This window comes from Phaeobacter sp. QD34_24 (assembly GCF_028890115.1).
Lineage (GTDB): Bacteria > Pseudomonadota > Alphaproteobacteria > Rhodobacterales > Rhodobacteraceae > Phycobacter.
Genome location: NZ_JARCJD010000007.1, coordinates 1 through 13,113, shown reverse-complemented (window position 1 = coordinate 13,113; position 13,113 = coordinate 1). Strand labels below are relative to the sequence as shown.

The window sequence follows — 13,113 nt, the reverse complement described above, 5'->3', positions numbered from 1 at the left end:
CGGCGCCGGGCCCAACCGCATCTGTGGTCCGTCAGGACAACTGAGGTGGGCGGGAGATCCCCCTCCCCTTAAGTCGGGATCAATTCCCGAAAATGTCGCGTAAGATGCCGTCCACGGCCCGGCCCAACTCCTGGCCCAGGCGCGGCCTGTTGCCCCGCTCCGAAGTAGGCTGCTGCGGCATCGCCACCGGTACCGGCTCCTGCAACGGCAAGGGTTTCGGCTCCAGACCCGCATGCACCCGCACCATGGCCTCGTGCCAGATCTCGGCCGGAAGACCGCCGCCCGTCACCCCGGTCAGCGGCGTATTGTCATCATAGCCCATCCAGACACCCGCCACATAATCGGCGGTGAACCCGATGAACCAGGCATCCCGCGCCGCCTGGGTGGTGCCGGACTTGCCCGCCGCCTGCCAACCGGGGATCTGCGCGCGTTGGCCGGTGCCTTCGGCAATCACCTTCTCCATCATCCAGACCAGTTGTCGCGCCGCTTCGGGGCGGATCACCCGTTCCCCCATGCCGCCGCTGGATCCCATCAAAGGCTCGCTATCCCCCACCAGGCTGAGCGAGGTCAGCCCGTAGGGCGTCACCGAAGAGCCACCGTTCAGGATCCCCGCATAGGCGCCTGTCATCTCCAAAAGCGTGCTTTCCGAGGCCCCAAGCGCCAGCGCCGGCCCCTCGGCCATCTCGTTGTCGATGCCGAAATCGCCCGCCACACGGCGCACCAGATCACGGCCCACCGCCTCGGAGATCTTTACCGCCGGGACATTGAGCGAATCCCGCAAGGCCTGCGTCAGGGTGATCTCGCCATAGTATTTGCGCGTGTAATTCTGCGGACACCATTCGCCCGAACCGGGGATATCCAGGCAATAGGGCGCGTCCAGCACCTTATCGAGCGGCGAATATCCCAGCTCCAGCGCGGTGGCATAGACAAAGGGCTTGAAGGCCGATCCGGTCTGCCGTTTTGCCTGGGTGGCCCGGTTGAAGACCCCCGACACCCGCGTCTTGCGCCCGCCCACCATGGCACGCACGGCGCCATCTGCGCTCATCACCACGATGGCGGCCTGCGCTTTCGACCCTTCGCGCACCTTGGTGGAGAAGACATGTTTCATCGCCTCCTCGACCGCTGTCTGCAGGCGTTGATCCAGCGTCGTGCGGATCACCACGTCCTCGGAGGTCTGATCGCCAAAGTAGCTCGGCACCGTATCCATCACCCAATCGGCGAAATAGCCGCCCGCGCGCGCCTCTGCCGCCTCGCTCAGCTCGGCCGGGTTGCTCTGACCAAGGCTTGTTTCCTCTGCCGTCAGATACCCCTGTTCATGCATCAGGCGCAGCACCGTGGCGGCGCGATCCTGCGAGCGTTTGAGGTTGTTCGTCGGCGCCAGGGAAGACGGCGCGGTCAGAAGACCCGCGATCATCGCGCCCTCGGCCGCACTCAGCTGGTTGGCGGATTTGCCGAAATAGCGCTGCGCGGCGGCCTCGGCGCCATAGGCGCCACCGCCCATATAGGCGCGGTTCATATAGATCGAGAGGATCTCGTCCTTGGAGTATTTGGCCTCCATCGCCATGGCATAGACGGCCTCGGTCGCCTTGCGCCACAAAGACCCCTTGCGGCAGTCGGCCTCATAGGCGCGTTCGCTCTCCCAGACGTCCGGGTCATAGACCTGGCCGAGGCACAGCAGTTTCGCCGTCTGCTGGGTGATGGTGGAACCGCCATGGCCGGACAGAGGACCGCGCCCTTCGCTGAGGTTGATGCGCACCGCGCTGGCAATCCCGCGCGGGGAGATGCCGAAATGGCGGTAAAACCGCTTGTCCTCGGTGGCGACCACCGCGTTCTTCAGGTGTTTCGAGACGGTTTCAGTGGTGACGACGCCGCCGAACTGATCCCCGCGCCAGGCAAAGACTTCGCCCTTTTCATCCAGCAGGGTCACCGATCCGCGGGCGCGGCCATCCAGAAGCTCGGCAACCTCCGGCAGCTTTGCGTATTGATAGCCGACCGCCAGGACGACAATGCCGGTACAGACCAGCCCGACCCGCCAGGCAAACCCCCAGACCAGCCGGAAGGCCCAGCGGAACGGCGCCAGCACGATCCCCAGGACACCGCGCGTCGCGCGCCCAGAGCGCCTGGGCGCGGGTTTCGGCTTGCGCGGGGCTGCTCGTTTCTGGGAGGGCGCCTTCTTGCCGCCACCGAACAAACGCGCCAGTAGACCGCCCGTCGCCGACTTCTTCGCCTTGGCAGAGGCGCGGCGCGTCGAGCCGCCTCCCTTTCGGGATCCACCCTTGGGATAGCGTTTATCCGCCACCAGCGGCCTGCGCCCTGATCCTTGTGCCATATCCGTATCCTGCTCGGCGCCTTGTCACCCGGCGGCCCGATGCCACCCGATGCTGCGCAATCTGCCCGTTTTGGACACAATAGTCCCTTGCCCCTGCTTTGTTGAGGGGCAGTTTTGCTGCAAACTCCCTCCTCACAGCGCACAAAAAGCGGGCATTGACCACTTTTTAAGCAAAATATTTAGGCCGAGACCGGTCCAACCCCCTTCAAAACCAGCCCCTCCGGTTCCCCCGACTCGGGGGCGCCGCTTTTCTGCAGGTGCGAATGGAGCGGAACAGACGGTCCAGGAAAGGGTGTCGAGATGAAAATGATCATAGCAGCCATCAAACCCTTCAAACTCGAGGAGGTCCGCGAAGCGCTGACCAAAATCGGCGTTTCAGGTCTGATGGTAACGGAAATCAAGGGCTTTGGAGCCCAGGCAGGCCACACGGAAATCTACCGTGGCGCGGAATACGAAGTGAACTTCGTCCCCAAGGTCAAACTGGAAATCGTGGTGCCGGGCGAACTGGCCGACCAGGTGGTGGACACCATCTCCTCGACCGCGCGCACGGGCAAGATCGGCGATGGGAAGATCTTTGTCCTGGATGTGGCACAGGCCGTGCGGGTGCGCACCGGCGAAACCAACCTCGAGGCGCTTTAAGCGTCCGTTTCGGAGGAAAATACAGATGCGTAAACTGAAACTCTCACTTGCCGCTGCAGGCTTTGCCGCCCTGCCGGGCCTGGCGCTGGCCCAGGACACGGCTGCGGCAGCCCCGGATATCAACCCCTACATCTTCACCACCCTGCTGTTCCTCATTGGCGGCTTCCTGGTGTTCTGGATGGCGGCAGGCTTTGCCATGCTGGAAGCGGGCCTGGTGCGTTCCAAGAACGTGACCATGCAGCTGACCAAGAACATCGCGCTGTTCTCGATCGCGGCCATCATGTACTGGCTGATCGGCTTCAACCTGATGTATCCGGGCGACTGGGTGATCTCGGGCGTGATGGGCCCGTGGTTCTCGGTGACCTCTCTGGAGCCCGTTGGCCTGGGCGCGGCGGATGCCTCGCTTGACTATGCCTCTGTCGGCTCGGACTTCTTCTTCCAGCTGATGTTCTGCGCCACCACCGCCTCGATCGTGTCGGGCACCCTGGCCGAGCGCATCAAGCTGTGGCCCTTCCTGATCTTCGTGGCGATCCTGACCGGTATCATCTACCCGATCGAAGCCTCCTGGCAGTGGGGCGGCGGCTTCCTCTCCGAGATGGGCTTCTCCGACTTCGCCGGCTCCACCCTGGTGCACGCGGCAGGCGGTTTCGCAGCCCTGGCAGGCGCTCTGATCCTCGGCCCGCGTATCGGCAAGTACAAGGACGGCAAGACCATCCCGATGCCCGGTTCCAACCTGGCCCTGGCCACCTTGGGTACCTTCATCCTGTGGCTCGGCTGGTTCGGCTTCAACGGTGGCTCGCAGCTGGCGATGGGCACCGTGGGTGATGTGACCGACGTGTCGCGCATCTTCGCCAACACCAACATGGCCGCTGCCGCCGGTGCTGTCACTGCCCTGCTGCTGACCCAGGTGATGTTCAAGAAGCCCGACCTCACCATGACCCTGAACGGCGCCCTGGCCGGTCTGGTGTCGATCACTGCGGGTCCGCTTGACCCCTCGCTGTTCGGCGCCCTGTGGATCGGTGCAGTTGGCGGTGTGATCGTGGTCTTCGTGGTTCCGATGCTGGACAAGCTGAAGATCGACGACGTGGTCGGCGCCATCCCGGTGCACCTGGTTGCCGGTTTCTGGGGCACCTTCGCGGTTCCCTTCTACACCGAAGGCACCTCCTTCGTGACCCAGATCATCGGCTTCGTTGCCATCGGCGCCTTCACCTTCGTGGTCTCCGGCATCGTCTGGCTGATCCTGAAAGCCACCATGGGCATCCGCGTCTCCGAAGAGGACGAGATCAACGGTCTCGACATGTCGGAGCTGGGCATGGAAGCCTATCCGGAGTTCAAGGCAGGCTAACCCCAGCCTCCCTGACACAGACCAAAAGAACGCGGCCTCCCGGGGCCGCGTTTTCTTTGCTTCAGCCCGTTTCATCCAGCATCGGACAATCCCTCCCGCCCATTCCGGCAAAGGCAAAGCCTGAGCCTCCACAGTTGGGCATAGCGCCGCCAACGCGGCGCATACCGCACTCAAATGCCGACGCCCTCTAGCGCACCGCGGGTCAAGGGGCGCGCCAGCGGCCACGCGCAGCGCGCGGGGTTCCCTTGAGGCGTGGTGCGCTGCCATTCACAATGAGCATGGCGCGTTTAAGGGCAAAGCTGCCCTTAAACCGCTTCTCAGCGAAATCCCTTGCGCCGCGTCAGCGGCGCCGGGCCCAAACCCGCCAAGGGGTCTTGCCACAGGCAAGGCACCTGCGGGCGCGGGAGCCCCGCCCGCAGCCCGGCAGGCCTTCACGAAAAGGAAAACGCGCCCCAAGCTGGAGCGCGTTCCCTGTTCCAAACCAATCGCGTCAGCGGATCAGACACCCGCGTCGATGATCGCCTTCGCCAGCAGCGGCACGGTGGCCTTGTTCAGCCCCGCGATGTTCATGCGGCTGTCGCCCACCATGTAGATGCCGTTGTCGACCCGCATCTTCTCGACCAATTCGGGCGTCGTGCCCAGGAGCGAGAACATGCCGCGGTGCTGCGCGATGAAGCCGAAGCGATCCGAGCCGCTGAGGCGCTGCAGCTCATCCGCCAGTTGCTGGCGCAGGTCCAGCATGCTCAGGCGCACCTCTTCCAGCTCGGCTGCCCAATCGGCGCGCAGGGCGTCATCGTTCAGGATCATCGTCACCAGACGCGCGCCGTGATCCGGCGGGAAGGAGAAGTTCTGCCGGTTCAAAAACGCCAGCGTGCCCTGATTCAGCGCCTGGGCGCCGCCGTCCTGGCTTACCGCCATCAGAAGGCCGGTGCGCTCGCGGTAGATGCCGAAGTTCTTGGAGCAGCTTGCCGCGATCAGGCATTCCGGCGTCTGGGCCGCCACCATGCGCACGCCTGCGGCGTCTTCCTCCAGACCATCGCCAAAGCCCTGGTAGGCAATGTCGATCATCGGGACCAGGCCGCGGGCGTTCAAAAGGTCGATCACCTCCTGCCACTGGGCCACGTTCAGGTTGGCGCCGGTCGGGTTGTGGCAGCAGCCATGCAGCAGCACCACGTCGCCCTTTTCGGCGCCCTTCAGATCTTCCATCATCCCGTCGAAGTTCACGCCACGGGTCTCGCTGTCGAAATAGCGATAGGTCACCGTCTCGATACCGACGTATTTCAGGATCGAGATGTGGTTCGGCCAGGTTGGGTCCGACACGAAGACGCGGGCCTTGGGATTGGCCATCTTGATCAGCTCGAAGGCCTGGCGCACGGCACCGGTGCCGCCGGGGGTTGCGGCGGCTGCGATATTCCCACGTGCAACGGCATCGCCCAGGATCAGCTTGATCATCGCATCGCCATAGCCGGGATCACCTGCAAGGCCGGTATAGGCCTTGGTGGTCTGCTCTTCCCACAGGCGGTGCTCGGCGGCCTTGATGGCACGCATCACCGGGGTGACGCCCTCGGCGTTCTTGTAGACACCGACGCCAAGGTCGATCTTCTGCTCGCGCGGGTCGTCGCGGTACATCTGCATCAGCGCCAGGATCTTGTCGGCTGGCTGGGGTTTCAGGGTCTCGAACATCAGTTCTCTCCGGTTGCAACGGGTAGGGTCGGGAAGGCGCCCCATTCGGACCAGGAGCCATCATAAAGCGCATGATCGGACTTGCCGATCCGCTCCAGGGCCAGGCTGAGAACGGCGGCGGTCACGCCCGAACCGCAGGTGGTAATCGCGGGTTTCTTGAGGTCGACGCCAGCGCCTTCGAAGGTGGCGCGGATACCGGCCCCGTCCTTCATGGTGCCATCGGCATTCAGAAGGTCGGTGTAGGGCACGTTCTTCGAACCCGGGATATGGCCCGCACGCAGGCCTTCGCGCGGCTCCGGCGCCTCGCCACGGAACCGGGCGGCAGCACGGGCATCGATGATCTCGTGATCGCCCAGCTTGGCGGCAGCCGACACCTGCGTCACATCGCGCACCAGGCTGTTCTGCACCCGCACGGTCATGTGGCGGTCACGGATAACCGGCGGCAGGTCCTCCACGGCGTGCCCCTCGGCCTGCCACTTCGGCAAGCCCCCGTCCAGCACCGCGATATTGTTCTGCCCCATCAGGCGGAACAGCCACCAGACGCGCGCCGCGGATTTGAGCCCCGCACCATCATAGACCACAACCTGGTGACCATCGCCCACGCCCATTGCCCGCAGGCGCGACATGAACTTTTCCACCGGCGGCGCCATATGCGGCAGGTCCGAGCGGTGATCGGCCACATCATCGATATCGAAAAAGCGCGCACCCGGGATATGAGCGGCGTCATATTCGACCTTGGGATCGCGGTTCTCGTTTGGAAGATACCAGGAGCCATCCAGAATGCGCAGGTCGGGGTCCTTCAGATGGGCCGCCAGCCAGTCGGTCGACACTAGGGTTTTCGGATCATCCGTCACTTCAGACCTCCCCTTCAGGTTCTCCGGGCCATATGTACCGGGCAAAAATAGCTGGCGCATGGGTACAACCCACCGGCACAAGGCGCAAGGGAACGCGCCGAAGCGGTACAATATTTGAGACGGCGTGAACAATAGGACGCAATTTCGCCCCGCAGGCAGCGCCAAAGGGCTCTCTGCCCGGCACATCTGGCCGCTATCAGCGGGCGTCCTTCAGCAGGCGCTGCTTCTGGCGCGACCAGTCGCGCTTGGCCTGGGTCTCACGCTTGTCGTGATTCTTCTTGCCCTTGGCGATGCCGATCTTCAGCTTGGCGATGCCACGGTGATTGAAGTAGAGCACCAGCGGCACCAGGGTCATCCCCTTGCGCTGGGTCGCGTTCCACAGCCGTGCCAGTTCCTTGCGCGACACCAAGAGCTTGCGGCGACGGCGCTCCTCGTGCTTGAACATCTTGGCCTGCTCGTAGGGAGCAATGTAGGAGTTCACCAGCCACAGCTCTCCGTCATCCACGGAGGCGTAGGATTCCGCGATGTTCGACCCGCCCGCGCGCAGGGATTTCACCTCCGAGCCTTCCAGGATGATCCCGCACTCCAGATCCTCTTCGATTGCATAGTCGAACCGCGCCCGGCGGTTTTCGGCAATCACCTTGTAGTTCGGATCTGTTTTCTGTTTGGCCATGGGAGGCAGATGTAAGCGCGCCCGGCGACAGACGCAAGATGGCGCGTAGGGGCTTAGCTGCGGCGGCTGCGGATCAGGGTAAAGACGCCGCTGCCCACGATCACCGCGCTGCCCACCAAGGTCAGCGCATCGGGGCGCTCGCCAAAGACCAGGATGCCAAGCACCATGGCAAAGACCAGCCGGGTGTAGCGGAAGGGCGCCACCACCGAGATCTCTCCCAGCCGCATTGCCCCGGTGAGGGAGGTATAGGCGAAAACGCCAATGACCGTGGCGCAGGTGAGGTCCAGCCAGACAGCGGGCGGCAGGTCATTGCTGGCGCCCTCCCCCACCCCGTTCCAGGCCAGAAGAATGCCCCCGGCGACCACCAGCATGGCAAACCCCAAGATCCCCAGCTGGCTGTTGTGCATGTCCTTTGGCGCAGCACGGGTCGCCAGATCGCGCCCGGCAAAGCCGAGCGTTCCGGCCACCGCAAACAGCGATGCAGGCTCGAAGCCGCTCAAGCCGGGGCGCAGGATGATCAAGACGCCGATGAACCCGGCGAGAATCGCCAGCCAGCGCCGCCATCCGACATGTTCTCCGAAGAAGACCACCGCGCCGGCTGCCACCACCAGGGGGGTCGCCTGCAGGATGGCCGAGGCCGACGACAGCGGCGTCAGCGCAATCGCCAGGGTAAAGCACAGCCGCCCCGCGACCTCCGCCAGGGAGCGCAGCGCCATTGCGCGCGTGCAAAACCCCGGGTTCCACAGGGGCTGGCCCAGCGCACGCGCCACGCCCGCGAAGATCACCATACCGCCAGATCCGAAGACCAGCAGAATCACCCCCACCGGCAGGCTCTGGGCGGCGGATTTGATAAACATGTCCTCCAGTGCAAAGGCCGCCATGGCCAGCACCATCAACAGGCTGCCGCGCAGCGTCTCCATCGGTGCTCCTCCAATCGCCTTTTGCGTCAATGCCCTAGCCCTAGTGAGACTGGCCGCAATGAACAAGCGCCGACATCCGGGCTGGCACCAAATCGTGATCCATGCGCGAGCGCGGCGTGATCAGCTGCCCGCCTCGGGCCTGCGGTAGTGATGCATGTTGAGAAAGGCCGCGCCGCCCGTGCCTGCGCGATAGCCATGGGGTTGATCGGCGGCAAAGCGCAGCCCCTCCCCCACTTCCAGCCGCTTCCAGGCGCCGTCGCTCAGAACGTCCAGCGGCCCCTCGAGCACAAAGACCTCCTCGGTCACACCGGCATCATGGGCCTGGGACTTATGGCATTGATCCGGCTTCAGGCGCACGTGAAAGGTCTCGGCGCCAAGGCTGGGATCGAAGGGAAAGACGATCTTCACCGCGATGCTGCCGGGGAACTGAACGGTGCGAAAGACACTTTCGCCCAGCACCTTGGGGCGGCTCGCGTCCTCGATCAGGGCAGTCAGCGGCAGGTGAAACCCCTTGGCGATCTTCCAGAGCGTCGCGATGGTCGGGCTGGATTCGCCCCGCTCGATCTGCCCTAGCATCGCCTTGGACACCCCGGTGGCCTCCGCTGCCCGTGCCAGGCTGAACCCCGCCTCGGCCCGTATCTGCCTCAGATTCTGGGAAATCTTGTCCTCGCTCAAGGAGGGGGGCGCGGCTGGGGTCGGCATCAGGTGTCAGGTCTCGTCAAAAAGGACTTGTGCGTTATAGCGCACGGCGCATATTGTGCGCTATAACGCACACCCCGACCCTACAAGAGCCCGCAGCCCAGGAAAACCCCCGTTCAGCCCATCCAGGAAGCCCCGCAATGCCCGCGTTGAAACTGTCCCATATCACGGCCGGTGCCGTTGCCATCCTGGTCGGCTACACCAGTTCGGTGGCGATCATCTTTCAGGCCATCGATGCACTGGGAGCCAGCCAGGCGCAGGCCAACAGCTGGCTTCTGGCGCTGGGGCTGGGCATGGGGGTGACCAGCCTGATCCTGTCGCTGTGGTTCCGCATGCCGGTGCTGACGGCCTGGTCCACGCCCGGCGCGGCGCTTCTGGCGCTGGGGGGCGGCGCCACCACCCTGCCCGAGGCGACCGGCGCCTTTCTCTTTTGCGCGGTGCTGCTGACGCTGACCGGGATCACCGGCTGGTTCGAACGGCTGGCGCGGCTGATCCCGGACACCCTGGCCAATGCGCTGCTGGCCGGGATCCTGTTCCGCTTTGGGCTGGAGGCGTTTTCTGCCCTGGAAGAGGACATCTGGCTGGTCGCGGTCATGGGCGCAGCGTTCCTCATCGGCAGGCTCCATACGCCGCGCTACACGATCCCGCTGGTGCTGCTGGCGGGCATTGCCTGGGCCAGCGCAACGGGCGGCTTTGGAGACATTGCCCAGTTGAACCTGACCCTTGCCACCCCCGAAGCCGTGATGCCAGAGTTCACGCTGTCGGCCATGATCGGCCTGGGTCTGCCGCTCTATATCGTGACCATGTGTTCCCAGAACATGCCCGGCGTGGTCACCCTGCGCAGCGCGGGCTATGAGCCACCTGTCTCTGCCGCCCTGACGGTGACCGGGCTTGCCTCGCTGATCCTGGCACCCTTTGGCGGCTATGCCTTCAACCTGGCCGCCATCACTGCCGCCATCTGCGCAGGCCCCGAGGCTGATGAGACCCCCGAGACCCGCTATCTGGCCGTGGTGGCCGCTGGAGTGCTCTACTGCCTTGTGGGGCTGGGCGGCGCGGCGGTGATCTCGCTTTTCCTGATCGCGCCGCATGCCTTGGTGGCAACCGTCGCGGGGCTGGCGCTTCTGTCGACCATCGGCAGCGGGCTCTCCCAGGCGCTCACCGCCCCGCAGGGTCGCGAGGCGGCCCTCCTGTGTTTCATGGGCACGGTCTCGGGCATCGGCTTTCTCGGCATTGGCGCCCCCTTCTGGGCGCTGCTGATCGGCCTTGTCGCCCATATCGCCCTGAATCACCCGGCGGCGACATCGAGGAAATCCGCATGATCCATTCGACAATCGCTCCGGCAATCGGAGCAAAACAACCAAAATCACCCCTCAGACATTGCATTTGTGTCGCAAATCATGTCCCTGAGGGTAAAAAAGGGAAATAGCCACATGCCAATGTACCGATCCAGAACCTCCACCCATGGGCGCAACATGGCCGGCGCGCGTGGCCTTTGGCGCGCAACCGGCATGAAGGACGACGATTTCGGCAAGCCGATCATCGCCATCGTCAACTCCTTCACCCAGTTCGTGCCCGGTCACGTGCACCTCAAGGATCTCGGCCAGATGGTCGCCCGCGAGGTCGAGGCCGCAGGCGGCGTTGCCAAGGAATTCAACACCATCGCGGTGGATGACGGCATCGCCATGGGCCATGACGGCATGCTCTACTCGCTGCCCTCGCGCGAGGTGATCGCCGATAGCGTCGAATACATGGTCAACGCCCATTGCGCCGATGCCATGGTCTGCATCTCCAACTGCGACAAGATCACCCCCGGCATGCTGATGGCCGCCATGCGCCTCAATATCCCGGCGATCTTCGTCTCGGGCGGTCCGATGGAAGCGGGCAAGATCGACATCGCCGACCTCGATGCCAAGAAGATTGACCTGGTGGATGCCATGGTCGCCGCCGCCAGCGAAACCTTCACCGACGAACAGGTCCAGCACATCGAGGAAAACGCCTGCCCCACCTGTGGCTCCTGCTCGGGCATGTTCACCGCCAATTCGATGAACTGCCTGGCCGAGGCGCTGGGTCTTGCCCTGCCCGGCAACGGATCGACCCTCGCGACCCACGCCGACCGCAAGCAGCTGTTCCTCGAAGCCGGCCGCCGCATCGTCGACATCACCAAGCGCCACTACGTGGGCGAGGAAAAGGGCCTGCTGCCGCGCGAGATCGCCACATTCGAGGCCTTCGAGAACGCCATGAGCCTGGATATCGCCATGGGCGGCTCCACCAATACCGTGCTGCACCTCCTGGCCATCGCCAATGAAGGCAAGGTCGATTTCGACATGTCCGACATGGACCGACTCAGCCGCAAGGTACCCTGCCTGTGCAAGGTCGCCCCGAACATCGAGAACGTGCACATGGAAGACGTGCACCGCGCCGGTGGCATCTTCTCGATCCTGGGTGAGCTCAGCCGCGCAGGGCTCCTGCACAACGATTGCAGCACCGTGCACTCCAGCTCCATGGGCGAGGCCATCGCCAAATGGGACATCAAGGTCGCCAACAACCCCGAGGCCGAAGAGCTGTTCAAGGCGGCCCCCGGCGGCGTACGCACCACCGAAGCCTTCTCGCAATCCAACCGCTACAAGGAGCTGGATACCGACCGCAAGGGCGGCGTCATCCGCTCGGCCGAACATGCGTTTTCCAAGGACGGCGGTCTTGCGGTTCTGTTCGGCAATATCGCGCTGGATGGCTGCATCGTGAAAACCGCGGGCGTCGATGAAAGCATCCTCAAGTTCACCGGCTCGGCCTATGTCTGCGAAAGCCAGGACCAGGCCGTCAGCGACATCCTGACCGGCAAGGTCAAGGAGGGCGACGTGGTGGTGATCCGCTATGAGGGCCCGCGCGGCGGTCCGGGGATGCAGGAAATGCTCTACCCGACCTCCTACCTGAAATCCAAGGGCCTCGGCAAAGCCTGCGCGCTGCTGACCGATGGGCGTTTCTCGGGCGGCACCTCGGGCCTGTCGATCGGCCACGTCTCGCCAGAGGCAGCGGAAGGCGGCGCCATCGGCCTGGTGCAGACCGGCGACACCATCGAGATCGACATTCCGAACCGCTCGATCCACCTCGCGGTCACGGACGAGGACCTCGCCACCCGCCGCGCAGCACAAGAGGCTGCGGGCTGGAAACCGGCGAAACCACGCAAGCGCAAGGTCTCCACGGCACTCAAAGCCTACGCCATGCTGACCACCAGCGCCGCCAAGGGCGCCGTGCGTGCGCTGCCGGACGAGGATTGATCAAACCATCCAGGCCTGATCCTGCTCCCTTCAACCCATAGGGTTGGAGGGGCATTTTATGAACAAAAAACGCATTATTGATCTGCGAGAGGCCACTCTGGAAGAGTTTCGCTCGCTTTTCTTCTCAGCAGATTGCCAGGAGTTTTTCAAACTGGGCCGCTGGGCAAACGATCCGTGCCCGATCCTGAAGGTTTCTCCCTCCCTCCACGCCCGCCGCTATTCTCAACTCTTTGGAAACGGGGCTAGCCTTGTCGGCCTCTATGACGACGAGACGCTTGAAAACGGATGTCAGGCGATGTTCGGCCCCATTCTTCCTGGTAACCTGGCAGAGCTGATCTGGGGACAGGACATCTCTCTTGGCGAGAAGGAAACCCTGATCCACTCAATGTATGTTATGTACCGAGATTTCTTCGCGGTGACGCCGCTCGAGACCTCCTGCGAGATGTGGTGGGATCCCCTGGCCTATTCCTTCAATCCCATGGGCACTGCCGACCCCGAACGAAACCCCGAACACCACGCGAGCCGGAACGCGATGTTCGAAACCCTTTGTGAGATCCTCAACCTCGACGCGCAGCACTGCCAAGTTGCAGCGTTGCATGGGATGAACCATGTCGCACATCCTAGGGTCAGGACTCATAGCCAGTAAATGACGAGCGCTGCGAGTGCGATGGCTGACAGGAAGACCTTTGGGCACCT

11 protein-coding genes are annotated in these 13,113 nt (G+C 63.8%); 5 read left to right on the top strand and 6 right to left on the bottom strand.

Annotation, left to right across the window (positions count from 1 at the left end; translation table 11 throughout):
- Positions 1 to 79: 79 nt before the first annotated feature.
- On the bottom strand, positions 80 to 2,329 hold the full coding sequence (locus tag PXK07_RS07240) for a transglycosylase domain-containing protein (protein WP_274847541.1): 2,250 nt from the start codon (positions 2,327 to 2,329) through the stop codon (positions 80 to 82).
- Positions 2,330 to 2,629: 300 nt separating this feature from the next.
- Here PXK07_RS07240 and PXK07_RS07235 point away from each other — a divergent pair, with 300 nt between their 5' ends.
- Together PXK07_RS07235 and amt are read left to right on the top strand one after the other, a co-directional pair.
- Positions 2,630 to 2,968, top strand: coding sequence for a P-II family nitrogen regulator (locus PXK07_RS07235; RefSeq protein WP_274847540.1), 339 nt, complete (start codon positions 2,630 to 2,632; stop codon positions 2,966 to 2,968).
- 25 nt (positions 2,969 to 2,993) lie between these two features.
- Positions 2,994 to 4,313, top strand: a complete 1,320-nt coding sequence (amt, locus tag PXK07_RS07230; protein ID WP_274847539.1) for an ammonium transporter — start codon at positions 2,994 to 2,996, stop codon at positions 4,311 to 4,313.
- 498 nt (positions 4,314 to 4,811) lie between these two features.
- Here the strand turns inward: amt and PXK07_RS07225 are convergent, their stop codons facing one another.
- The 5 genes from PXK07_RS07225 to PXK07_RS07205 form a co-directional block, all read right to left on the bottom strand.
- Positions 4,812 to 5,996, bottom strand: coding sequence for an amino acid aminotransferase (locus PXK07_RS07225; protein ID WP_274847538.1), 1,185 nt, complete (start codon positions 5,994 to 5,996; stop codon positions 4,812 to 4,814).
- Entirely contained in the window at positions 5,996 to 6,850 is an 855-nt protein-coding gene (gene sseA / locus PXK07_RS07220) for a 3-mercaptopyruvate sulfurtransferase (RefSeq protein WP_274847708.1), read from the bottom strand. Before sseA ends, PXK07_RS07225 begins: the two co-directional genes overlap by 1 nt.
- 196 nt (positions 6,851 to 7,046) lie before the next feature.
- Entirely contained in the window at positions 7,047 to 7,523 is a 477-nt protein-coding gene (gene smpB, locus PXK07_RS07215) for an SsrA-binding protein SmpB (protein WP_274847537.1), read from the bottom strand.
- A 53-nt stretch (positions 7,524 to 7,576) separates the two neighbouring features.
- Positions 7,577 to 8,443, bottom strand: coding sequence for a DMT family transporter (locus PXK07_RS07210; RefSeq protein WP_274847536.1), 867 nt, complete (start codon positions 8,441 to 8,443; stop codon positions 7,577 to 7,579).
- Between the two features lie 120 nt (positions 8,444 to 8,563).
- Positions 8,564 to 9,118 (bottom strand): helix-turn-helix domain-containing protein, encoded by a 555-nt coding sequence (locus PXK07_RS07205; protein WP_274847707.1) that lies wholly within the window; start codon positions 9,116 to 9,118, stop codon positions 8,564 to 8,566.
- Between the two features lie 164 nt (positions 9,119 to 9,282).
- Here PXK07_RS07205 and PXK07_RS07200 point away from each other — a divergent pair, with 164 nt between their 5' ends.
- From PXK07_RS07200 to PXK07_RS07190, 3 genes are all read left to right on the top strand, one after another.
- The gene (locus PXK07_RS07200; protein ID WP_274847535.1) at positions 9,283 to 10,461 is read left to right on the top strand and encodes a benzoate/H(+) symporter BenE family transporter; all 1,179 of its coding nucleotides are present in this window, start codon (positions 9,283 to 9,285) and stop codon (positions 10,459 to 10,461) included.
- A 111-nt stretch (positions 10,462 to 10,572) separates the two neighbouring features.
- A complete protein-coding gene (gene ilvD / locus PXK07_RS07195) occupies positions 10,573 to 12,417 on the top strand; it encodes a dihydroxy-acid dehydratase (protein WP_274847534.1) in 1,845 nt (614 codons plus the stop codon).
- A 58-nt stretch (positions 12,418 to 12,475) separates the two neighbouring features.
- Positions 12,476 to 13,063 carry a hypothetical protein gene (locus PXK07_RS07190; protein ID WP_274847533.1) on the top strand — a complete coding sequence of 196 codons (588 nt, stop codon included), beginning with the start codon at positions 12,476 to 12,478 and terminating at the stop codon, positions 13,061 to 13,063.
- The last annotated feature ends 50 nt before the right edge of the window (positions 13,064 to 13,113 follow it).

What these genes read in the sequence shown, in the direction of transcription:
- PXK07_RS07240 (WP_274847541.1), bottom strand. Translation starts at nt 2,329, where the DNA reads ATGGCACAAGGATCAGGGCGCAGGCCGCTGGTGGCGGATAAACGCTAT.
- PXK07_RS07235 (WP_274847540.1), top strand. Translation starts at nt 2,630, where the DNA reads ATGAAAATGATCATAGCAGCCATCAAACCCTTCAAACTCGAGGAGGTC.
- amt (WP_274847539.1), top strand. Translation starts at nt 2,994, where the DNA reads ATGCGTAAACTGAAACTCTCACTTGCCGCTGCAGGCTTTGCCGCCCTG.
- PXK07_RS07225 (WP_274847538.1), bottom strand. Translation starts at nt 5,996, where the DNA reads ATGTTCGAGACCCTGAAACCCCAGCCAGCCGACAAGATCCTGGCGCTG.
- smpB (WP_274847537.1), bottom strand. Translation starts at nt 7,523, where the DNA reads ATGGCCAAACAGAAAACAGATCCGAACTACAAGGTGATTGCCGAAAAC.
- PXK07_RS07210 (WP_274847536.1), bottom strand. Translation starts at nt 8,443, where the DNA reads ATGGAGACGCTGCGCGGCAGCCTGTTGATGGTGCTGGCCATGGCGGCC.
- PXK07_RS07200 (WP_274847535.1), top strand. Translation starts at nt 9,283, where the DNA reads ATGCCCGCGTTGAAACTGTCCCATATCACGGCCGGTGCCGTTGCCATC.
- ilvD (WP_274847534.1), top strand. Translation starts at nt 10,573, where the DNA reads ATGCCAATGTACCGATCCAGAACCTCCACCCATGGGCGCAACATGGCC.
- PXK07_RS07190 (WP_274847533.1), top strand. Translation starts at nt 12,476, where the DNA reads ATGAACAAAAAACGCATTATTGATCTGCGAGAGGCCACTCTGGAAGAG.